The organism is Streptomyces sp. NPDC044033 (genome assembly GCF_056434425.1).
Genome location: NZ_JBWKFF010000012.1, coordinates 1 through 21115 on the forward strand (window position 1 = coordinate 1; position 21115 = coordinate 21115).

Here is a 21115-nt window from a genome sequence, read left to right on the forward strand (position 1 = left end):
CCCTTCGTGTTCCTGCGTTTCCGACTCTATCAGATCCTCGCGGTCCTGATTTCCGCCGGTGCGTTTCGGCCTTTCGGCTTCTTCGCGTTTCCAACTCTACCAGATCCGTTTTCCGTTCCGTTTCCGGTTCGAATTACATTTCCGATCCCCGTTGGAGGGGGTTTACCTTTCGGCGGTTCCGACTTTATCAGATTCGTTTCGGCCGAGCTAATCGGCTTCATCTTTTCCGATAAGGATTCGAAGTTACTCCGTCGGAATTGAATTCACGACCGAAGCGAGTCAGACACTAACCGCTGCGCTCGAACTTGTCCAGTTCGCGGCAACCGTTCGAATCTACCTCCCCGGTCCACCCGTGTCAACGGGTTTTCTGGGGCGAAGAGGAGACTAGCAGGCCGACGCGGGGCGGCGCACATCGGTCGTCAGGTGAACGACGACGGCGGGCTCTCCAGGTCTTCGAGTTCGACGCCGGGGGCCGCGAGGACCACGTCGCCGGCCAGGTGGACCGCGTGCTGCTCGCCCGTATCCAGGTCGCCGACCTGGTACTCGTCCACACTCAGCGGCCCGTTGTCAGTGGCGTGTGCTGATCTGTTCACCAGGGCCCAGGACTGGTCGAGGGTGCGGGGTGCGAGAACGGGGGCGGTGAAGGCGACGAGTCGTACGCGGGTGGCGGGAGCGCCGGGGGTCAGGCGCAGCAGGCGGGAGAGCGCCACGTAAAAGGCCGGGGAGGCGCCGGTGAAGGCGTGGGCGGGGACGTTGCCTTCCGTGGCGTGCTCGCCGGTCGGATCGGTGCGGACCCAGGTGACGCCCTCCAGGGCGGCGCCGCGGACCTGCCAGCTCGCGGCGTGCAGTTCCAGGCGCAGCGGGCGGCCGAGTCCGTCGAGGGTGAGGTCGATGGAGCCGGCGTGGTCGCCGGAGGGGGTGGTGGTCTGCGCGACGTAGCGCCAGCCGGAGGGTCCGGGGGCGCAGTGGAAGTGTTCTTCACCTAGGGGGGTGTGGTCGTGCGGATCGTGGAGCGCGTAACGGCCGCGGGGCATGGTGGGGTCCTTGACGGGCATGGGACAGGCCCCCGCCCTGGGGGCGGGGGCCTGGTACCGGCTGCTGGTGCGGTGCGGTCAGTAGCGGTAGTGGTCGGACTTGTACGGGCCCTCGACCGGGACGTTGATGTAGGCGGCCTGCTCCGGGCGGAGCGTCGTCAGCTTGACCCCGAGGGCGGCCAGGTGGAGGCGGGCGACCTTCTCGTCGAGGTGCTTGGGCAGCACGTACACGTCGGTCGGGTAGGACTCCGGCTTGGTGTGGATCTCGATCTGCGCCAGGGTCTGGTCGGCGAAGGAGTTGGACATCACGAACGACGGGTGGCCGGTCGCGTTGCCCAGGTTCACCAGGCGGCCCTCGGACAGCACGATGAGGACCTTGCCGTCGGGGTACGTCCAGGTGTGGACCTGCGGCTTGACCTCGTCCTTGACGATGCCGGGGGTCTTGGCGAGGCCGGCCATGTCGATCTCGTTGTCGAAGTGGCCGATGTTGGCGACGATCGCCTGGTGCTTCATCTTGGCCATGTCCGAGGCCATGATGATGTCCTTGTTGCCGGTCGTCGTCACGAAGATGTCGGCGATGCCGACGACGTCGTCGAGCGTGGCGACCTGGAAGCCGTCCATGGCCGCCTGGAGCGCGCAGATCGGGTCGATCTCCGTGATGATCACTCGGGCGCCCTGGCCGCGCAGCGACTCGGAGCAGCCCTTGCCGACGTCGCCGTAGCCGAAGACGACGGCGACCTTGCCGCCGATCAGGACGTCGGTGGCGCGGTTGATGCCGTCGATCAGGGAGTGGCGGCAGCCGTACTTGTTGTCGAACTTCGACTTGGTGACGGCGTCGTTCACATTGATCGCCGGGAAGAGCAGCGAGCCCGCCTGCTGCATCTCGTAGAGGCGGTGGACGCCGGTGGTGGTCTCCTCGGTGACGCCGCGGATCTCGGACGCCAGCTGGGTCCACTTCTGCGGGTTCTCACCGAAGGAGCGGCCCAGCACGGTGAGGACCTGGGCGTACTCCTCGTTGTCGGCGGTCGACGGGTCGGGGACCGCGCCGGCCTTCTCGAACTCGACGCCCTTGTGGACGAGGACGGTGGCGTCGCCACCGTCGTCCAGGATCGCCGTCGGGCCGCCGGTGGCGGCGTTCGGCCAGGTCAGCGCCTGCTCGGTGCACCACCAGTACTCTGCGAGCGTCTCGCCCTTCCAGGCGAAGACCGGGATGCCCTGCGGGTTCTCGGGGGTGCCGTTCGGGCCGACCGCGATGGCCGCCGCGGCGTGGTCCTGGGTGGAGAAGATGTTGCAGGAGGCCCAGCGCACCTCGGCGCCGAGGGCCACCAGGGTCTCGATGAGGACGGCGGTCTGCACGGTCATGTGCAGGGAGCCGGTCACGCGGGCGCCGGCCAGCGGCTGGGCCTCGGCGTACTCCCTGCGGATCGCCATCAGGCCGGGCATCTCGTGCTCGGCGAGGGTGATCTCCTTGCGGCCGAAGGCGGCCAGCGACAGGTCGGCGACCTTGAAGTCCTGGCTGGTGGAGGTCGTGGTCATACGGGCTGCTCCTCCTGGAAAAGGCGTGCGAGGTCTGGGTGCGGCAGGGCTGCAAGGCAGACGGGGACAGACTCCTCCCCTTGCCGCGCAGCTCAGTCCGTCGGAGGCCCTCTCTCCCTCGGCCGGTCCGCGGTGCGGGCCGCCCGACCGCCATCAGCAGCGACGTCTGGCTCTCGGTCAAAGCTACACCGATCGGCCCAGCGAACCCCAGCCCCCGTGGTCAACGGAGACTGGAGCGGCCGGGCCGTCGGCCCCCGGGCCGGGCGGTCAGTTTTCGGCGGGCTCGCCCGCCACCTCGGCCTGGGCGCGGTAGATGTCCGGTTCGAGGTAGATGACCCGGGCGATCGGTACGGCTTCGCGGATACGGGCCTCGGCCGCGTTGATCGCGTCCGAGACCTCGGTGGCGCTGTCGTCGTGCTGGACCGCGATCTTCGCGGCGACGAGCAGTTCCTCCGGGCCGAGGTGGAGGGTGCGCATGTGGATGACCCGGGTGACGGTGTCACCGTCGACGGCGGCCGCGCGGATCTTGGCGACCGCGTCGGGCCCGGCTGCTTCGCCGAGCAGCAGCGACTTGGTCTCGGCGGCCAGGATCAGGGCGATGGCGACGAGCAGGATGCCGATGCACAGGGTGCCGACGCCGTCCCAGACGCCGTTTCCGGTGGCGAGGGCCAGGCCGACGCCGGCGAGCGCGAGGACGAGGCCGATGAGCGCGCCGAAGTCCTCCAGCAGCACGACGGGCAGCTCGGGGGCTTTCGCACGGCGGATGAACTCCACCCAGCTCTGCTTGCCCCGCAGCTCGTTCGATTCCTTGACCGCGGTGCGGAACGAGAAGCCCTCGGCGATGATCGCGAAGACCAGCACGCCGACCGGCCAGTACCAGTGCTCGACGGCGTGCGGCTCCTTGATCTTCTCGTAGCCCTCGTAGAGCGCGAAGACGCCGCCGATGGTGAACAGGACGATGGAGACGAGGAAGCCGTAGATGTACCGCTCGCGGCCGTAGCCGAAGGGGTGCTCCTCGCTCGCCTTCTTCTTCGCCTTCTTCCCGCCGAGGAGCAGCAGCGCCTGGTTGCCGGAGTCGGCGACCGAGTGCACTCCCTCGGCGAGCATCGACGACGACCCGCTGAACGCGAACGCGACGAACTTCGCCACGGCGATCGACAGGTTTGCGCCCAGTGCGGCGACGATCGCCTTGTTTCCGCCTGTTGCACTCATGTGTGCCGGTTGTCCCTTCCACCCCTACTGCCCGTTGCCGCCACCCGTCTCCGGAGGCGGTTCTGCCCGTCCTTTGCGGCGGGTCATTGTCGCAGCCCCGGGGCGGGCGGCCCGTCAGGCCACCACGGTGGCCCGGAAGACGGTGCCTTCGCCGGTCAGTCCGACCTGTTCGCCGGCCGGGACGTAGGCCGACTCGCCGCGGGCGAGGGCAAGCTCGCCGCCCGTCGCGTCGCGCAGTACGGCCGTACCGACGGTGCAGAGCAGGATCTGGGGCGTACGGGCGTCCGGGCGGCTGGGTTCGGCGGCCTGGCCCAGGTCGTAGCGGGAGAGGCGGAATTCGTCGGTGGGGGTCTCGTAGACCTCCTCGCCGCCGGGGTCGGCCTCGGGCCGCAGGACGCCGGGGGCGGTGGCCTCGAAGCGGACGATGCGCAGCAGTTCGGGCACGTCGACGTGTTTGGGGGTGAGACCGCAGCGCAGCACGTTGTCGGAGTTGGCCATGATCTCGACGCCAAGGCCGTCGAGGTAGGCGTGCGGGATGCCCGCGCCGAGGTAGAGCGCCTCGCCGGGCTGGAGCCGCACGTAGTTGAGGAGCATGGCGGCGATGACGCCGGGGTCGCCGGGGTAGTCCCGGGCGATGGCCGCGTAGGCGGCGTACGAGCCCTGGTGCGGGCCCTCCTGCGCGCCGAGCTCCTCGGCGGCGGTGGCGGCCTGCGTCACGGTCTCGGCCATGGCGGTGCGGTCGGCGGTCAGGACGGCGGTGAGCACCTCGCGCAGCGCCCCGGACTCCGGTGCGGCGCGCAGGATGTCGACGTACGGCTTGAGCGAGTCGACGCCGAGGCCGGCGAGCAGGTCGGCGGCCTCGGCCGGGGGCCGGAAGCCGCAGAGCCCGTCGAAGGGCGTCAGCGCGCAGAGGAGTTCGGGCTTGTGGTTGGCGTCCTTGTAGTTGCGGTGCGGGGCGTCGATGGGGACGCCGCGCGCCTCTTCGTCCGCGAAGCCCTCCCCGGCCTGGGTGAGGTCGGGGTGGACCTGGAGGGAGAGCGGGGAACCGGCCGCGAGGAGCTTGAGGAGGAACGGCAGGCGGGGGCCGAAGCGCTGGACGGCCGCCCCGCCGAGTTCGCCCTCGGGGTCGGCGGCGATCACGTCGCTGAGCGCCTCGGGGCCGCTGCCCCGGTCGACGCGCGAGGGTGCGCCGGGGTGTGCGCCCATCCACAGCTCGGCCTGCGGCTCACCGGTGGGGGCGGTGCCGAGCAGTTCCGGGATGGCTGTGGTGGAGCCCCAGGCGTAGGGGCGCACGGTGTTGGCGAGGCGGTCCATGCGGAGCGGTTCCTGACTGTGCGGGGTGTGCGGGCGCGTACGGGCCGGATGCCGCGGCCGGGTTCATGGTCGCGGTGCGGAGGCGAGCGCCAGGTAGACGGCGGCGAAATCCGTGATGGCGAGCAGTTCGGCGGCGGCTTCCAGCGGGGTGCCTTCGGTCGGTTCGAGCTCGCTCACGGGGGTGTCGTGGTGCAGTGCGAGGTCGCGGGCCGCGGGGGTCGGGGAGGTGCCGGCGAGCTCCCGTTCGCGGAGCAGGACGACGCGGGCGTGCAGCGCCTGCGGGTCCTCGACGCGGTCGCGGAAGAAGTCGTCGGCGTCGGCCCCGGCGGCGAACGCGCCCGCCAGCAGGGCGGCGTGGCCGGTCAGCGCCTCGGGCAGCTCGGCGGCGAGCGCGGGGCGGCCCGCGAGGGCGGTGAGCGCGGTGGCGAAGTGGCGGCCGGCGGCGCCCGCGACGGGGCCTTCGGTCCAGATCAGCGGGAGGGTGTCGGCGAGTTCGGTGGCGAGGGTCTTGGCGGGGTTGCTGTACGTGGCGATGGCGGGCCCGCAGCGCTCGGCGACCTGGTCCAGCCGGTCGGCGAGCGACTGGAGGGCGGGCGGGGGCGCGGTGAGCAGGCCGATGCGGTCGGCGAGGGCGATCAGCGGGGTCAGCAGGGACCAGAGGGCGCCGGGCGCGGCGGGGGGCTCGTCGGCGCGGTCCGCGGCATAGCGGCCGAGGGGGCTGTCGGGCCCGCCGGGGCCGGCAGGTGTGTCGGGGCCGCCCTGGCCGTACGGGCTCGTGGCCTCGTACAGCGCCTTGGCGAGCGGGACCGTGAGGCCGCGGACCTGTGCGGTGGCCTCTGTGACGGGCGAGCCGGCGGGGGCGACGCAGACGACCGAGCAGCCGCGCCGGTACGCCTGCTCCAGGAGGAGGGCGAGACCTGGTTCGGCGCCGTCCGGGCTGGCGACGAGGAGCAGGTCGAGCGGGCCGGCCCAGCCGGGCAGCGTCCAGATCAGGGCGCCCGCGGCGGACGCGACGCCGGTCGGCCGGATGAGGGAGACGGGGCAGTTGCCGCCGCCGAGAGCGGCGAAGAGGTCGGTGGTACAGGCGGCGACGGGGCCGGGGCCCGCGACGAGCACGGCGCGGGGGCGGCCGTCGGGTTTGAGGTCCGCGATGCCCGCTTCGGCGGCGTCGCGGGCGGCGGTACGGACGCGGGCGCCGGATTCGGCGGTGCCGCGGAGCAGTCCGTGGGCGTCGGCGCGGGCCAGCGCGGCCGGATCATCGAGGAACGACTCGTCGAGCATGGGGCTTCGGCCTCCGATCGCCGCGGCGGTGCGCCTGCCTGTGATGCCGTCGTGGCGCTGTCGCCGCCGTGTGCTGCCGTGTGCTGTCTTGTCCGTCTTGTCCGTCTGTCTCCGGCTGCGGGGTCCCGGCGGGGGCCGTTCTGGTCCCCACCGGTCCCGTGCGTTCGCCGGCCGGGGTCAGGCCGGTCGGCGGGCCTCGTCGACGAGGAGGACGGGGATGCCGTCGCGTACGGGGTAGGCGAGGGCGCAGTCCTTGCCGCCGCACACCAGCTCGGGGGCGTCGTCCTCGGCGGTCTCCTCGCGGAGGGGCGCGTGGCACGCCGGGCAGGCGAGGATCTCCAGGAGACCGGCTTCGAGCGGCATGGGGGTGTTCCCTTCGGGGCGGGCAGACGCGTCGCTTTCAGCCTACCGCCGGGCGGGGCGGGCGCCGCTTGGCGGGGCGGGTGCGGCCCCGCCGCGCGGGAGTCCGCGGGCGGCGCGCGGCCCGCGGGTCACGCCGACACGGCGGCCCGCGGACCGCGCGCGTACGGCGGCCCGCGGACGGTGCCGACGAGGCGCTGGGTGAGGAACCCGCGGTCCGCGCGCGTCCGGCGACCCGGTACGGACGTACAGCGGGGTGCGCGCTCGATGCCGAGGCCCCGCCCGGCGGTCCGTCCGGACCGGTGTCCGCGCGGGCTACGCGCGCACGATGCCGAGGACCTCGTCCCGTACGCGCTCTACGGTCGCCGTGTCGCGCGCCTCCACGTTGAGGCGCAGCAGCGGCTCGGTGTTGGAGGGGCGCAGGTTGAACCACCAGTCGGCGGCGGTCGCGGTCAGCCCGTCGAGTTCGTCGAGGGCGGTGCCCTCGCGCCCCTCGTACGCCGCCTTGACGGCGGCCATCCGGTCCGCCTGGTCGATGACGGTGCTGTTGATCTCGCCGGAGGCGGCGTAGCGGTCGTACTGGGCGACGAGCGAGGACAGCGGTCCGCTCTGCTCGCCGAGCGCCGCCAGGACGTGCATCGCGGCGAGCATGCCGGTGTCGGCGTTCCAGAAGTCGCGGAAGTAGTAGTGCGCGGAGTGCTCGCCGCCGAAGATCGCGCCGGTACGGGCCATCTCCCCCTTGATGAAGGAGTGCCCCACGCGGGTGCGGACGGGTTCGCCGCCGTGCTCCTTGACGACCTCGGGCACGGACCAGGAGGTGATCAGGTTGTGGATGACGGTCCCGCCCGGGTGCTTGGCCAGCTCGCGGGTCGCGACGAGGGCGGTGATCGCCGACGGGGCCACGGGGTCGCCGTTCTCGTCCACGACGAAGCAGCGGTCCGCGTCGCCGTCGAAGGCCAGGCCGATGTCGGCGCCCTCCGCGCGGACCCGGGCCTGGAGGTCGATGATGTTCTTCGGGTCGAGCGGGTTGGCCTCGTGGTTCGGGAAGGTGCCGTCGAGCTCGAAGTACATCGGGACGAGTTCCAGGGGCAGTCCGTCGAAGACGGTCGGCACCGTGTGCCCGCCCATGCCGTTGCCCGCGTCGACGACGACCTTCAGGGGCCGGATGCCGGTGAGGTCGACGAGGCCGCGCAGGTGGGCGGCGTAGTCGGACAGGATGTCGCGCTGAGTGATCTCGCCGGGCGTGCCGGCCGCCTCGGGCCCCGGACCGCCGTCCAGCCACCCCTCCACGAGGGTGCGGATCTCGGCGAGGCCGGTGTCCTGGCCGACGGGGGTCGCACCGGCCCGGCACATCTTGATGCCGTTGTACTGGGCGGGGTTGTGCGAGGCGGTGAACATGGCACCGGGGAGGGAGAGTTGTCCGCTGGCGAAATACAGCTCGTCCGTGGAGCACAGGCCGATCTCGGTGACGTCCACGCCGCGTGCCGCCGCACCGCGCCCGAACGCCCGGGACAGCCCGGGGGAGGACGGCCGCATGTCGTGGCCCACGACGATCGCGCTCGCGCCGGTCACCTGGGCGAAAGCGGCGCCGAAGAACTCGGCGAGCGACTCGTCCCACTGGTCGGGCACCACGCCGCGCACGTCGTACGCCTTCACGATCTGCGACAGATCAGCCACAGCCAACCCCTCCTGGAGTCCGGTTCGGGGTGACAAACCTACCTGGCGGCGTCCTTGATCCGGCCCATCGCCGTACGGCCCGTCACGGCGGGATACGCGGGCCGCGGCGGGGCTCAGGAGTCGGGCGAGCGCAGGACCCTGAGGTGGCCTCGGCGGGCGACCTCCATGGGGTCGGCTTCCCGGCCGTTGGGACCGACGGGCCCGGTGCCCTGTCCGCCCGGACCGCGGGTCGGGCGGTCCTGCGGACGCGCGGCCTCGCGCACCGCGTTGGCGAGCGCTTCGAGGTCGTCGCTGCTGTGGCGGGCGGGGCCGGTGTCGACGGCGAGGCGCACGACGTCCCAGCCGCGCGGCGCGGTCAGCCGCTCGGAGTGCTCGGCGCACAGGTCATAGCAGTGGGGCTCGGCGTAGGTGGCGAGCGGTCCGAGAACAGCGGTCGAATCCGCATAGACGTACGTCAGCGTCGCGACGGCGGGGCGACCGCACGCGGTGCGCGAACAGCGACGTACAGGGCTCACGACGTTGGACGGTACCGCACTCTTGAGCGGGCCGCGAAGAATCCACCCTGGCTCACCCCTCCGTGTCGTCCCGGTACGTCCGCTGTGGGCATGGCTGGAACCGCCTCTCTGACCTGCGAGGGGCCGACGGGCCTGAGGTTCCGAAAGTAATGATTCCTGTCACAGCCCGGCTCAATTCGTGTCATCCGGTACGAGTTCACCAGTCCGGGAGGTGGCTGTAATTGATCGCAGGTGTGACTGAAATGTTCATCCGGCGACATGCCGCGCGTTGGGCGTCGACCGCAGGACCGCGGCCGGGTGAGGGCTACTCTCATACGTGATGGACAGCTCCGATCCACCCCGTGAATCCGAACCGCGTCCGCGCCGCCGCGACCGCCACGGACGCGGCATGCGCGGGCCGATCGCACCGCCCCAAGTGCCGCTGTCGGTCAGCCGCGGTGACGCCTTCGTCGACCTCGTGCACGACTCGGTGGAGCGGCTGGAACGGCGTTGGCCCCAGCTTTCCAAGGTCGACTTCGCGGTACGCGAGGTACCCGGCGCCGAACCCGGCCCGGACGAGGGCGCCCTGGCGCTCGGCGCGTTGGACGCGCTCGACTCCTTGGACGGCGATTCGGTGCCCCTCGGCCGGTACGTCGCGGCGCACGGCGACACCCCCGACCGGATCGTCGTCTACCGTCGCCCGATCGAGATCCGCACCAAGAGCCGCGACGAGCGCGCGCTGCTCGTGCACGAGGTCGTCGTGGAGCAGGTCGCCGAACTGATGGGGCTGGCCCCGGAGTCGGTGGATCCGCGATACGGGCAGGACTGAGCGGGCAGGGCCGAGTCGACAGGCCGACATAAAGGAACAAATCAACCCATCGTTCCGAAATCGACCGTAAGTAACCGGACTTACTGGCCGAAACCGGAATGGCTTGTACGGGCCGGGTCGGCCGGAAACGGACCGCTCGGAACAGGACAGCACCGGTCCAAGCCGATCACCGGCCCTGCCCGTAGAGCCGGAGGGGCCGTAGGAGCCAGAGGAACCGGAGGAACCGGAGGAGCCGGTAGGGGCGGTAGAGCCGCAGAGCCCGTACTGCCCTGTACGCCCGTACCGCCCCCAGCCCCGTCCGTACCGCCCTCACGCCCGTACAGCCGCCGCTCCCGCCCCCGTTGCCGCCCCGCCCTCAGTCGTTCAGCAGCGACAGCCGCTGCTCGGCCTCCGGCACCTCGACCGTCCCCCGGTCGTCGGGGAGCGTCTGGATGGTGAACATCGGAACGCCGCCCTCCGGCAGCGACAGCATCCGGGAGGCGTACACCGGGCCGCCGGAGATCTTCTCGACCGTCACGCCGAACGCGCCCTTGCCGCCGCTGGGCTTCGGCGGATCGACGGGGAGCGTCGTACCGGCCTTGACGGTGTAGTTCTTGCTGACCGGGCTGCCGCCCTCGCTGCCCGCCGAGGAGGTGACCTTCACCTCCGTCTCCTTCTCGGGCGCGACCAGGGAGAGCGTCGAGCCCTTGGAGCGGTTGTCGGCGACCGTGCCGCGCTCCTCGATGGGGTTCGTCGCCGGGATGAACGCCGTCTCCTGCTTGTCGCCCTTGCCGCGCGTGACGCGCAGCGCCGCGACCACCTTGCCGCCGCCGCTCTCCGCGCTGAGCAGCAGCGAGCCCGTCTCGCCCCGGGTGACCTCGCCGAGGTCGGCGGTGGCCATCATGCCGCTCTTGACGTGCAGCGTCTCGTGGCCGGCCGGGGTGATCGCGCTGCTCTTGCCGGCGAGCTTGACCTTGAGGTCGGCGTCGCTGCCGCCGGGCGCGAAGGCGACGAGCCGCACCGAGGTCGCGTCCGCCGGTACGCCGGGGAAGACCGCGCCGGACGACGCCTCGGCGGAGGCCGGCAGCCAGTCGCCGCCGGCCTTCTCGTCGGACGCCTGGACCGCGGCCCCCACGCGCCCCGAACGGGCCGCCACATGGAGGACGGCGTCGTCCACGGGCAGGCTCGTGAGGGTCGACAGGAGCACCGGCACGGTGGACCGGGGCGGGATGTTGATGCCCTCGCCGGTGGGGGCCTTGATACGGCCGTCCTTGCCGTAAAGCTCCAGGTCCACGACGGCCGGGGTGCTGTCCGGGTTGGTCAGGTGGACGTAGTCCTGGCGCGACTTGCCGGTGCTCGCGCCGGGGAACCAGAACGACGTGTCGGGCGGCGTACAGGTCAGGCCCTGCGCCCCGCGCCCGCTGCCCGCGCTGATGGTGGTGGTCTGCTGCACGCTCCAGCCGGGGGCGAGCGCCCCGTCGGCGGACCCGATGAGGGCGGGCGCGTCGGAGCTGTCGGTGGTGGCGGTCACCGGCTTGCCGGGCTCCTTCACCGAGACGACGGGCTTGGCTGTGTCCTTGGCGTCCTTGGCGTCCTTAGCGCCCTTGCCGTCCTTGCCGTCCTTGCCGTCCTTGCCGTCCTTGCCGTCCTTGCCGTCCTTGCCGTCCTTGCCGTCCTTGCCGTCCTTGCCGTCCTTGCCGTCCTTCTTCCCCTTGTCGTCCTTCTTCCCCCCGGAGCCCGACGAGGAGCCCGAGGCGGGCAGCATGTCGGCCGTGGACTTCCCCGCGGACTTCTGGGACCCGCTCGCGCCGCCCTTCCCCTGCGGGGTGAACCCGGTGTAGGTCGTCTCCCCCACCTCCGAGGACGGAGGCGGCGGGCACACCAGGGTCGAGCGCTGTACGGGCAGCCGTTCGGCCGTCTTCGCGGTGGTCAGGGCCGGTCCGGAGGGCACGGTGACCGCGGCGACGCCGGTGACGGCGGCGAGCGCGGCGACGGCTCCGAAGAAGGTCAGGGTGGTGCGGTTCACTGGTGCTCGCTCCCGTCGCGGTGCGGCTGGGTTCCGTTGCCGTACGCCGTGTCGTAGGGCTGCTGCCCGCCGTAGGCGTACGGGTCGTACTGGCCGCCGTCGTAAGGCTGCGCCGGATACTGGCCGTCCTGGTACCGGCCGTCCTGGTACTGGCCCTCGGGGTACTGGTCAGGGTGCTGCCCGCCGGGGTGCTGCCCCGCCTGGTACTGGCCGTCCTGGTACTGGCCGTCCTGATAGCCGCCCTGATAGTGGCCGCCGCCCTGGTAGTGGCCCTCCTGGTACGGGTCGCCCTGGTGTTGCTGACCCTCCTGGTACTGGTCACCGCCGTCACTGCCCTGCTGCCGGCCGTAGTCCGCGTAGCTCTGGCCGTCCCACTCGCCGTACTGCCCCTGCTGCGGCACCGCGTACGGGTCGGCGAGGTGCCCCGCCCCCTCCTGCGGTTCCTCGGGGCCGAGGTCCGCGGCCTCCTGCCCGTACGGGTCCGCCACCGGCCCGCCGTCGCCGGCCGGCTCCGCCCCGGCGGCCTGCTCGGCCTCCGCCGCGGCCCGCAGCCTGCGCGCCCGGCGGCCCTCCCCCGACGCGGCCTGCGCCGGTACGGCCGCCGCCTCGGCCTCCGGGAGGTCGTCGTCGACCTCACGGCGGCGGCCCGGCAGCGCGAGCACCACCAGCACGACGCCGAGCAGCCCCTGCGCCCACACCCACGCGGTGTGCGCCAGCGGGGTGTCATACGTGAGGTCCAGCCGGCCGCCGCCCGCCGGGAGCTCGAAGCCCTGCGCCCAGCCGCCCACGGTGGTGGCCTTGAGCGGCTTTCCGTCGAGGGTCGCCTGCCAACCGGGCGCGGCCCGGTCGGCGACGCGCAGCACGCGCCCCGCGGGGCCGTCCGGGATCGTGCTGTGCGCCTCCACGGGCCCGGCCGCGACCGGAACCGGCGGCGTGGCCGTGCCCGGCCGCGCCGCGTCCGCCGCGCCGCTGACCACGGCGACGCGCGCGACCTGCTGGTCCACGCGCCACAGCGAGCTGCGGTCCTCCTGGCTGAGCCGGGTCAGGCCCGGCGTCGCGTCCAGGACCCGGCCGAGCGGCCGGGCGCTGTCGCGGACGAGGACATAGCCGACGGCGTACTCGCCGAGCCGGCTGGTCTGGTCGGCGCCGGAGCCCGCGACGAGGTTGGCGACGACGCCGTCGAGTTTCTTGTCGGCGCCCCCGGCCGTGGTCAGCTCGGCGTCTCCCAGCCGTGCGCCGGAGCCCCGTACGAGCGTGTAGGCGACGTGCGCGGGCTCGCCGCCGAGCACGAGGGTGCGCGCCTGGTCCCGGGTGCCCGCCTCCTCCGCGACGAACGCGGGGACCTGCACCGGGTCCCGCCGCTCGACCGGCCCGTCCGCGCCGCTGATCATCCAGCTGACGGCGGCGACGACGGGCGCGACGGCCGCGGCGACCGCGATGAGGGCGGCGACGGGCTGCCGCCAGCCGAAGCTGAGCCCCGCCACGCGCGTACGGGCGCCCTCCGCGCCGACGACGGCCGCGCCGATCAGGGCGATGCCGTAGACGAGGGAGGCGGGGCCGGCCCAGCCGGAGCCGTTGGCGAGCGCGGCGAAGAGCAGGCCGACCAGTGCCGCGGCCCACGCGCAGCGGACCGCGGGCTGCCGGTCGCCGCGCAGCAGGGCCGCGAGCGCCGCCAGCACGATGCCGAGCAGCAGCAGCCCGCCGAAGGTCTTGGGGCCGCCGGGGTCGATGGAGAGCAGCTTCAGGGCGGAGGCCGTGCCGTGTCCGTAGTCCAGTCCGGCCTCGGTGAGGAAGCGGCCCGGGTGGGTGAGCAGCGACAGCGACCAGGGCGCGAGGGCGATCAGCGGCGAGCCGACGACCGCGAGGAACCGCAGGCCGTGGGCGAGCAGCTGGTCGCCCCGGCCGACGACGACGCGTACGAGCAGGGTGGCGAGGCCCAGTACGAGCGCGATCGGCCAGACGATGGGGGTGAAGGCCGCGGTGAAGGTCAGCAGCAGCGCGTACGCCCAGACCGCGCGCCAGCTCGGGCGGGCCTTGGGCGTGCGTACCCCGCTGGCCGCGACGGCGGCGCGCGCCATCAGGGGCAGCAGGATGGCCAGTACGGCGGTGCCCAGCCGGCCGCCCGCGAGCGCGCCGGTGGCGGCGGGCAGGAAGGCGTACGCCACGCTCGCCCAGGCGCGCAGCTGCCGGGAGCCGACCAGCGGCCGGGAGGCGAAGTAGGCGGTGAGGCCGGCCAGCGGCACCGAGCAGACCAGCAGCAACGTGAGCGTGAAGCCGGTGGAGCCGAGGAAGAGCGTCGACAGGGTCGCGAGGATGGCCAGGTAGGGCGGTGCGGTGCCGGTGTTGCCGGTGCCGACCGGGTGCCAGCCGTCCAGGTAGCTCGCCCAGAGGGCGGACACGTCGGGGGCGGGCAGCAACGCGCCGCCGGACAGCGAGCCGCCGCCGATCAGCTGGCGGCAGGCGATGAAGGAGACGAGCAGCAGGACGGCGAAGAGCACCGGAGCGGGCCGCCGGGCGATGCGCTTGAGCCGGGCGAACTGCTCGATCTCCAGGAAGTCCGCGTCGTCGCCGCCGGGCCCGGACTCGACGCCGCCGTGCCGGCCGGCGGAGGAGAGCTCGGGTTCGGAGCGGCCGCTGAGGTTGCCCGCGACCTGCTCGAAGGTGGCCCGTACGGTCGCGCCGGGCGGCGGGAAGAGCGGCCGGAGCTCGCTCGCCTCCACCACGGGCCGGCCGCGCCGCTTGCGGGCGGCGAGGATCCGGCCGGGGCGCAGCAGCGTGCCGAAGAGGCCCGCGAGTTCGTCGAGCGCCTGGCCGGGCACCTTGCCGACGAGGTAGGCGAGGGTGCGCAGCAGGGTGCCGACCACCAGCCGCGCCATGACGTACGGGAGGGCTGCGCCGCGGCTGTTGGCGAGGAGGGTGTAGACGGCGCCGGCCTTGTCGACGCGGTGCGGGTTGGCGACGGAGCGCCCCACGCAGTCGACGGGGCGGCGTTCGCGCGCGGACGCCTCCGCGTGCCGCAGCACGGCGTCGGGGGCGACGAGCACCCGGTGCCCGGCGGCCTGGGCGCGCCAGCACAGGTCGACGTCGTCGCGCATGAGGGGCAGCCGGGCGTCGATGCCGCCGAGTTCGTCCCAGACGTCGCGGCGGATGAGCATGCCCGCGGTGGAGACGGAGAGCACGGTACGCACCTGGTCGTGCTGGCCCTGGTCCTGCTCGCGGCGTTCCAGTCCGGTCCAGCGGCGGCCGCTGCGGGCGATGGAGACGCCGACTTCGAGGAGCTGCCGGCGGTCGTACCAGCTGCGCAGCTTGGGTCCGACGATGGCGGCGTCGGGGTCGCTGTCGGCGACACGCAGGAGCCCGGCGAGCGCGTCGGGCTCGGGCGCGCAGTCGTCGTGCAGCAGCCACAGCCACTGGACGGGCTCGCCGTGCGGCAGCTCCGGCATCTCGTAAGCGTCGTCGCGCCAGGCGCGGCTGACGGGGTCCCAGCCGCTGGGCCGCTTCAGATAGGGCAGGTCGTCGGGGGTGAGGACGGCCGCGGAGCGGACCGCCTCGTCGACGGCCGTGCCGAATCCGCTGCGCCGCGCGAGGTGCAGCACGTGATCCGCGCCGAGGGCCTCGGTGAGCAGCTGGGCGGATTCGTCGGCGCTGCCGGTGTCGGCGCCGACGGCGTTCTGTACGGGCCGTTCCTGGCCGAGGAGACCGCTCAGGGCCTGGGGCAGCCATCGGTCGCCGTCGTGGGAGACGAGCACGGCGGTGACGACGTGCCGCGGGAACTCAGGGGTGGCGGCCGGGTGTTGAGCCGCCGAGTGACTATGCACGGACATCGAGGTACGGGCCCTCCGGCCGGGGTCCCGGGGTCGCCCCCCGGAAGACTGCGTGCTTGGACTGCGGTGGACGCCCGCGCCCCGTGGGGTCGTTGGTGCGTCACGGACGGCACCCCACACTAATGGTTCGTACGTGTCCGCCGACCGGGTCCGTACGGGCGCGGCCGTCCGGGACGCACCGCGGCCCGCTTCCGGCGGGCGTGGTGCCGGGAGCGGGCCGTACGGTATGTGCGTTTTGGGATCGTGCGCGCGGTGAATCGGGGGTGTTTCCCCTCGTGTGCGCTATGGAGCGGGCGCGCTATGAAGCTGGCGCGCGGTGATGCGCGTGCGCTGTGGTGCGCGTGCTGCTGCGGTGCGCGTGCCGCTGTGGTGCATGTGCGGTGCGAAGCGCGTGCGTTTTTGAATCGTGTGCACTGTTTTGAATCGTGTGCACTGTGGTGCGCGTGCGGTGCGAGGCCGGTGCCTTGCGAACCGGTGCGGGCCGGCGGCGGCCGGGGCGGTCAGGCCCGGGACGGCCGGGCGGCGCGTTCGAGCCGCGATCCGCGCCGGGTGCGGCCTGGGCCGCATGCGGTCTCCGTCAGACCGCGGCCTTCTTCAGGCGGCGGCGTTCGCGCTCGGACAAGCCGCCCCAGATGCCGAAGCGTTCGTCATTGGCGAGGGCGTACTCAAGGCACTCGGAGCGGACTTCGCACGCAAGGCAGACTTTCTTCGCCTCGCGAGTGGATCCGCCCTTTTCCGGGAAGAAAGACTCCGGATCGGTCTGGGCGCACAGTGCGCGCTCCTGCCAGCCGAGCTCCTCGTCCGCCTCCTCGACCAGCAGTTCCTGAAACAGCTCGGTCATGTGCGCCCCTAGTCTGTCTTTTGCGTCCCCGTGATGTTGCCGTTACCGAACACGGCTGAACGACACGAGTGAAATTACAAGTGTGCCGATCCGGGCCAGTCAAGCCGAGATCTGCTATTGGGCTCCTTATTCACTCTGCGGAACCAAGGCTATGCAGAAAGTGTTCAAATCGCCATAAGACGGGACACACCCACTCGCCCACCGCGCATCGCCTCCCCTGAGGTGAGGACGCCATGCGCGGCGATCCCGTTGCACCTCGTGCGACGGAGGACGTTTACGGGTGCGCTTGGTGCGCCACCTCTCCGGAAACATGTGCACACAAACCTTTCGTCGAGCACTTTAACCGGATGAGGTGAAACATTAGCTCCAAAACGGACATCTAGTTGACAAGGGGAGCCACCAGCCGGTCTTCTTGTTTGCATGTCAGCGACCTCCACGCTCTGCCTGACCCGTTCCTACGGGTCCCGCTGCGCTGTGCAGGCTCGCTGTCGCTGTTCCAGCTGTTGACGCCACCGAGCTCCAGCTGAGCCGGGCGCGCTCGCCGCGGCCCGTCCCACTCGCGCAGACCTCCGCACCCGCCCACAGGCGCGGCGGGATTCCGCGCCGCGCCTGCCTCACAGCGTCACTTCGCGCCTCCGGGCTCATGCCGCACTCATGCCCCGTGGCTCCTGGCTCATGACCTCTGGCTCGCGACCCGCGGGGCACGGCTCATGGCTCCGGCCGAACTCATGCAGAACTCATACCGAGACTCTTGCCGAGGAACTTCCGCACATGAACAGCGACGTCCAGATCGCCGGCGACCCGCTCGCCATCCCGCACCTCCTGCCGCCCGTCGCCGCCCACCCCTCGACCGTCGCCGGATTCGCCGGCCTGGCCGCCGCGATCGCCGCGGACCGCGACAGCTGGGCGCACCTCGTCCGCTATGACGCGGCCAGCCGCTGGTACCACCGGCTGCGCACCGGCCCCGGTTACGAGGTCTGGCTGCTGAGCTGGGTCCCCGGCCAGGGCAGCGGCCGCCACGACCACGGCCCCTCGTCCGGCATCCTCACGGTGCTGGGCGGCGAGCTGACGGAGCACTCCACCGCCGGGGCCCCCGCCGGGGCGGGCGGCGCCGCGCGCCTCCGTCTCACAGCGGGTGCGCAGCGCATCTTCGCGCCCGGCTACGTCCACGAGATCGTCAACGACTCCCTCGAACCGGCGGTCAGTCTGCACGTCTACTTCCCCGGCCTCACCGAGATGCCCATGCACACCCCGCAGTGCGCGGCGTCGGCCCGCTGACGTACCGACAGTTACGGGCCGCCGCCCGCCACCGCCCTTCAACACGTCGGCCCGCGGCTGACAGACTGGCCCCATGCAGCGCATTGTGGTTCTGGCCGGCGGCATCGGCGGTGCCCGCTTCCTACGCGGCCTCAAGTCAGCAGCTCCCGACGCGGAGATCACCGTCATCGGGAACACCGGCGACGACATCCATCTCTTCGGCCTGAAAGTCTGTCCCGACCTCGACACCGTGATGTACACCCTCGGCGGTGGCATCCACGAGGAGCAGGGCTGGGGCCGGGCCGAGGAGACCTTCGCGGTCAAGGAGGAGCTCGCGGCGTACGGCGTCGGACCCGAGTGGTTCGGCCTCGGCGACCGCGACTTCGCCACGCACATCGTCCGTACCCAGATGCTCGGCGCCGGCTACCCGCTCAGCGCGGTGACCGAGGCGCTGTGCCAGCGGTGGAACCCGGGCGTCCGGCTGCTCCCGATGACGGACGACCGCGTCGAGACGCACGTACTGGTGGACACCGACGAGGGCCGCAAGGCCGTGCACTTCCAGGAGTACTGGGTCCGGCTGCGCGCGTCCGTGCCCGCGCACGCCGTCATCCCCGTCGGCGCCGAGCAGTCCAAGCCCGCGCCCGGCGTCCTGGAGGCCATCGCCGCGGCGGACGTCGTGCTCTTCCCGCCGTCCAACCCCGTCGTCAGCGTGGGCACGATCCTCGCGGTGCCGGGCATGCGCGAGGCCATCGCGGACGCCGGGGTCCCGGTCGTCGGCCTGTCCCCCATCGTCGGCGACGCGCCCGTACGCGGCATGGCCGACAAGGTCCTCGCCGCCGTCGGCGTCGAGACCACCGCCACGGCCGTGGCCCAGCACTACGGCTCCGGGATGCTCGACGGCTGGCTCGTCGACACCGTGGACGCCGCCGCCGTCGAGCCGGTGGAGGCCGCGGGCATCCGCTGCCGCGCCGTGCCGCTGATGATGACGGACCTCGACGCCACGGCGCGGATGGCCCGCGAGGCCCTCGAACTCGCCGAGGAGGTACGGGCGTGAGCCAGGCGCCGCCCGCCTTCCGGGTGTGGGCGCTGCCCGGCCTGCCGGAGGTACGGCCGGGGGACGACCTCGCCAAGCTCATCGCGGGCGCGGCCGGCGAGGGCGAGCCTTCCGGGCTCGCCGACGGTGACGTACTGCTGGTCACCTCCAAGATCGTGTCCAAGGCCGAGGGCCGGATCGTCCGGGCCGCGGACCGCGAGGCGGCGATCGACGCCGAGACGGTACGGGTCGTCGCCCGGCGCGGTCAGCTGCGAATCGTCGAGAGCCGGCTCGGCCTGGTCATGGCCGCCGCGGGCGTCGACGCCTCCAACACGCCCGCCGGGACGGTACTGCTGCTCCCCGAGGACCCCGACGCGTCGGCCCGGCTCATCCGGGACGGGGTGCGGGCGGCGCTGGGCGTCGAGGTCGGCGTCGTCATCACCGACACCTTCGGCCGCCCCTGGCGCAACGGGCTCACCGACATCGCCATCGGCGCCGCGGGGGTACGGGTCCTGGACGACCTGCGGGGCGGCGAGGACGCGCACGGCAACGCGCTGAACGTGACGGTCGTCGCGACGGCGGACGAGCTGGCCGCCGCCGGTGACCTGGTGAAGGGGAAGGCCGAGGGGCTGCCGGTGGCGGTGGTGCGGGGGCTTTCGCACCTGGTGCCGAGCGCTTCCGGCGGCGGTGCGGACGGCCCCGAGGAACCGGACGGGAGCGGCGCGCGGGCGCTGGTGCGCGTCGCCGCCGACGACATGTTCCGGCTGGGGACCTCGGAGGCCGTACGGGAGGCGGTGACGCTGCGGCGTACGGTCCGCGAGTTCACCGCCGACCCGGTCGACGGCGCCGCCGTGCGGCGGGCGGTCGCCGCCGCCGTGACCGCGCCCGCGCCGCACCACACGACCCCGTGGCGGTTCGTCCTGCTGGAGTCGGAGCACGCGCGTACCGGACTGCTCGACGCGATGCGCGACGCCTGGGCGGCCGATCTGCGCGCCGACGGCTTCACGGAGCAGAGCATCGCCAAGCGGCTCCGCCGGGGCGACGTGCTGCGGAACGCGCCGTATCTGGTGGTGCCGTGTCTGGTGATGGACGGCTCCCACACATACCCCGACGAGCGCCGCGCCGCGGCCGAGCGGGAGATGTTCGTCGTGACGGCCGGGGCCGGGGTGCAGAACTTCCTGGTGGCGCTGGCGGGCGAGCAGCTCGGCTCGGCCTGGGTGTCGTCCACGATGTTCTGCCGTGACGTGGTGCGGCGGGTGCTGGAACTGCCCGAGGACTGGGATCCGATGGGTGCGGTGGCGGTGGGTCGCGCGGCGGCGCCGGCCCGGCCTCGCGCGGCACGTGACGCGGACACGTTCGTCGCTGTGCGGTAAACGGTAAGCAGTAGGGGGTCAGGGGGCAGAGCCTGGTCCCCAGGATCGCTCTGCCGGGGCGCCCCCTCGCGCGGACCGAGGGAGTCCGGCGAGGACCCCGGTGGCTACAGCGCGCGAATGTCGTTCACCGAGAGGCGCGGCGCGCGGCGGGGCGGGGTGCGGCCGGTGAGGAGGATGAGCCGGCAGGCGCGGTGGCGGTGGCCCTCGTAGGGGGCCAGCAGGTCGAGCATCGCCGCGTCGTCCGTGCCGCGCTCGCCCGTCAGCGCGTACCCGATGATCTTCGGCAGATGGAGATCCCCCACCGTCACGGCGTCCGGCGAACCGTTGCTGCGCTGCAACGTCTCGGCCACCGTCCAGGGGCCGATGCCGGGGATCGCCTGGAGGCGGGCGGAGGCGCGCGCGTCGTCCATGCCGGCGGCCTCCTCCAGGCGGCGGGCGACCCGGGCGGCGCGCAGGATGGCCGACGACCGCTTGCCGTCGACGCCCGCCTTGTGCCACTCCCAGGACGGGATCAGCGTCCAGGCGCGCGGATCGGGCATGACGCGCATGCCGTCGGCCGGGCCGGGCGCGGGTTCGCCGTGGCGACCGAGGAGGAGGCGCCAGGCGCGGTACGCCTCGTCGCTGGTGACCTTCTGCTCCAGGATCGAGGGGATCAGCGATTCGAGGACCAGGCCCGTACGGATGAGGCGCAGCCCGGGGTGGCGGCGGTGGGCCTCGTGGACGAGGCGGTGGCGTGGTGTGAAGTCCGCCGCGTCGTCGTGCGCGCCGAGCATCGCGGGCGCCTGCGCGAGCAGCCAGCCCGCCCCCGGCCCCCATGCCTGCGCACCGGCCTCGCCGCCGGCCACCGCGATACGGACCGTGCCCGGCCCGTCCGGCGTCCGCGACGCCCGCCATACCGAACCGTCCGCCGCCACCCGGAACGCCGGGTCTCCCGGCCCCCGCCCCAGGACGCCCAGATTCCGCCTGAGGTCATGGCGGTCGTAGGGGCCGGGCAGCCCCCAGGCGCGAGTGTCGGACATCCGACCAGCGTACGGGCCGAGCGGTA

General features: G+C 72.8%; 17 protein-coding genes. 5 read left to right on the top strand and 12 right to left on the bottom strand.

Translation table 11 applies throughout. The annotated features are described in order from the left end of the window. A partial coding sequence (locus AC07AB_RS21445) for a hypothetical protein (RefSeq protein WP_478569246.1) occupies positions 1-261 on the top strand: 261 nt, incomplete at its 5' end. Positions 262-419: 158 nt separating this feature from the next. Here AC07AB_RS21445 and AC07AB_RS21450 read toward each other — a convergent pair. The 8 genes from AC07AB_RS21450 to AC07AB_RS21485 all read right to left on the bottom strand — a co-directional run bounded on the left by AC07AB_RS21450 (position 420) and on the right by AC07AB_RS21485 (position 8971). After that, positions 420-1034 carry a hypothetical protein gene (locus AC07AB_RS21450; RefSeq protein ID WP_478569248.1) on the bottom strand — a complete coding sequence of 205 codons (615 nt, stop codon included), beginning with the start codon at positions 1032-1034 and terminating at the stop codon, positions 420-422. A 78-nt stretch (positions 1035-1112) separates the two neighbouring features. Further along, on the bottom strand, positions 1113-2570 hold the full coding sequence (ahcY, locus tag AC07AB_RS21455; RefSeq protein ID WP_478569250.1) for an adenosylhomocysteinase: 1458 nt from the start codon (positions 2568-2570) through the stop codon (positions 1113-1115). A 267-nt stretch (positions 2571-2837) separates the two neighbouring features. Then, on the bottom strand, positions 2838-3782 hold the full coding sequence (locus AC07AB_RS21460; protein ID WP_478569252.1) for a cation diffusion facilitator family transporter: 945 nt from the start codon (positions 3780-3782) through the stop codon (positions 2838-2840). A gap of 114 nt (positions 3783-3896) precedes the next feature. After that, positions 3897-5096, bottom strand: coding sequence for a mannose-6-phosphate isomerase, class I (gene manA / locus AC07AB_RS21465; RefSeq protein WP_478569254.1), 1200 nt, complete (start codon positions 5094-5096; stop codon positions 3897-3899). A 63-nt stretch (positions 5097-5159) separates the two neighbouring features. Further along, positions 5160-6377: an SIS domain-containing protein gene (locus tag AC07AB_RS21470; RefSeq protein ID WP_478569256.1), complete on the bottom strand. Its 1218-nt coding sequence runs from the start codon at positions 6375-6377 to the stop codon at positions 5160-5162. A gap of 177 nt (positions 6378-6554) precedes the next feature. Then, positions 6555-6740 (bottom strand): Trm112 family protein, encoded by a 186-nt coding sequence (locus tag AC07AB_RS21475; RefSeq protein ID WP_478569258.1) that lies wholly within the window; start codon positions 6738-6740, stop codon positions 6555-6557. Between the two features lie 312 nt (positions 6741-7052). Continuing rightward, positions 7053-8414, bottom strand: a complete 1362-nt coding sequence (locus AC07AB_RS21480) for a phosphomannomutase/phosphoglucomutase (protein ID WP_478569260.1) — start codon at positions 8412-8414, stop codon at positions 7053-7055. Between the two features lie 113 nt (positions 8415-8527). After that, entirely contained in the window at positions 8528-8971 is a 444-nt protein-coding gene (locus AC07AB_RS21485) for a DUF3499 domain-containing protein (protein ID WP_478569628.1), read from the bottom strand. Positions 8972-9248: 277 nt separating this feature from the next. Between AC07AB_RS21485 and AC07AB_RS21490 the strand changes: the two genes are divergently transcribed. Beyond that, positions 9249-9737, top strand: a complete 489-nt coding sequence (locus tag AC07AB_RS21490) for a metallopeptidase family protein (RefSeq protein ID WP_478569262.1) — start codon at positions 9249-9251, stop codon at positions 9735-9737. Positions 9738-10092: 355 nt separating this feature from the next. Here the strand turns inward: AC07AB_RS21490 and AC07AB_RS21495 are convergent, their stop codons facing one another. From AC07AB_RS21495 to AC07AB_RS21505, 3 genes are all read right to left on the bottom strand, one after another. After that, entirely contained in the window at positions 10093-11742 is a 1650-nt protein-coding gene (locus tag AC07AB_RS21495) for a DUF5719 family protein (protein ID WP_478569264.1), read from the bottom strand. Continuing rightward, entirely contained in the window at positions 11739-15566 is a 3828-nt protein-coding gene (locus tag AC07AB_RS21500; protein ID WP_478569266.1) for a glycosyltransferase family 2 protein, read from the bottom strand. The genes AC07AB_RS21495 and AC07AB_RS21500 overlap by 4 nt, the downstream gene beginning before the upstream one ends. A 577-nt stretch (positions 15567-16143) precedes the next feature. Then, positions 16144-16407 carry a WhiB family transcriptional regulator gene (locus AC07AB_RS21505; protein WP_003983763.1) on the bottom strand — a complete coding sequence of 88 codons (264 nt, stop codon included), beginning with the start codon at positions 16405-16407 and terminating at the stop codon, positions 16144-16146. A gap of 771 nt (positions 16408-17178) precedes the next feature. Between AC07AB_RS21505 and AC07AB_RS21510 the strand changes: the two genes are divergently transcribed. The 3 genes from AC07AB_RS21510 to AC07AB_RS21520 all read left to right on the top strand — a co-directional run bounded on the left by AC07AB_RS21510 (position 17179) and on the right by AC07AB_RS21520 (position 20070). Then, complete coding sequence (locus AC07AB_RS21510; protein ID WP_478569268.1) at positions 17179-17685, top strand: cysteine dioxygenase; 507 nt, start codon at positions 17179-17181, stop codon at positions 17683-17685. A 73-nt stretch (positions 17686-17758) separates the two neighbouring features. Further along, on the top strand, positions 17759-18718 hold the full coding sequence (gene cofD / locus AC07AB_RS21515) for a 2-phospho-L-lactate transferase (protein WP_478569270.1): 960 nt from the start codon (positions 17759-17761) through the stop codon (positions 18716-18718). After that, positions 18715-20070 (top strand): coenzyme F420-0:L-glutamate ligase, encoded by a 1356-nt coding sequence (locus tag AC07AB_RS21520; RefSeq protein WP_478569272.1) that lies wholly within the window; start codon positions 18715-18717, stop codon positions 20068-20070. The genes cofD and AC07AB_RS21520 overlap by 4 nt, the downstream gene beginning before the upstream one ends. A 104-nt stretch (positions 20071-20174) precedes the next feature. On the opposite strand, the gene AC07AB_RS21525 is transcribed toward AC07AB_RS21520, so the two are convergent. Next, the gene (locus AC07AB_RS21525) at positions 20175-21089 is read right to left on the bottom strand and encodes a DNA-3-methyladenine glycosylase family protein (protein ID WP_478569274.1); all 915 of its coding nucleotides are present in this window, start codon (positions 21087-21089) and stop codon (positions 20175-20177) included. Between the last annotated feature and the right edge of the window lie 26 nt (positions 21090-21115).

Coding starts and splice junctions, on each gene's coding strand:
- AC07AB_RS21450 (WP_478569248.1), bottom strand. CDS start 1,034: ATGCCCCGCGGCCGTTACGCGCTCCACGATCCGCACGACCACACCCCC.
- ahcY (WP_478569250.1), bottom strand. CDS start 2,570: ATGACCACGACCTCCACCAGCCAGGACTTCAAGGTCGCCGACCTGTCG.
- AC07AB_RS21460 (WP_478569252.1), bottom strand. CDS start 3,782: ATGAGTGCAACAGGCGGAAACAAGGCGATCGTCGCCGCACTGGGCGCA.
- manA (WP_478569254.1), bottom strand. CDS start 5,096: ATGGACCGCCTCGCCAACACCGTGCGCCCCTACGCCTGGGGCTCCACC.
- AC07AB_RS21470 (WP_478569256.1), bottom strand. CDS start 6,377: ATGCTCGACGAGTCGTTCCTCGATGATCCGGCCGCGCTGGCCCGCGCC.
- AC07AB_RS21475 (WP_478569258.1), bottom strand. CDS start 6,740: ATGCCGCTCGAAGCCGGTCTCCTGGAGATCCTCGCCTGCCCGGCGTGC.
- AC07AB_RS21490 (WP_478569262.1), top strand. CDS start 9,249: ATGGACAGCTCCGATCCACCCCGTGAATCCGAACCGCGTCCGCGCCGC.
- AC07AB_RS21500 (WP_478569266.1), bottom strand. CDS start 15,566: ATGTCCGTGCATAGTCACTCGGCGGCTCAACACCCGGCCGCCACCCCT.
- AC07AB_RS21505 (WP_003983763.1), bottom strand. CDS start 16,407: ATGACCGAGCTGTTTCAGGAACTGCTGGTCGAGGAGGCGGACGAGGAG.
- AC07AB_RS21510 (WP_478569268.1), top strand. CDS start 17,179: ATGAACAGCGACGTCCAGATCGCCGGCGACCCGCTCGCCATCCCGCAC.
- cofD (WP_478569270.1), top strand. CDS start 17,759: ATGCAGCGCATTGTGGTTCTGGCCGGCGGCATCGGCGGTGCCCGCTTC.
- AC07AB_RS21525 (WP_478569274.1), bottom strand. CDS start 21,089: ATGTCCGACACTCGCGCCTGGGGGCTGCCCGGCCCCTACGACCGCCAT.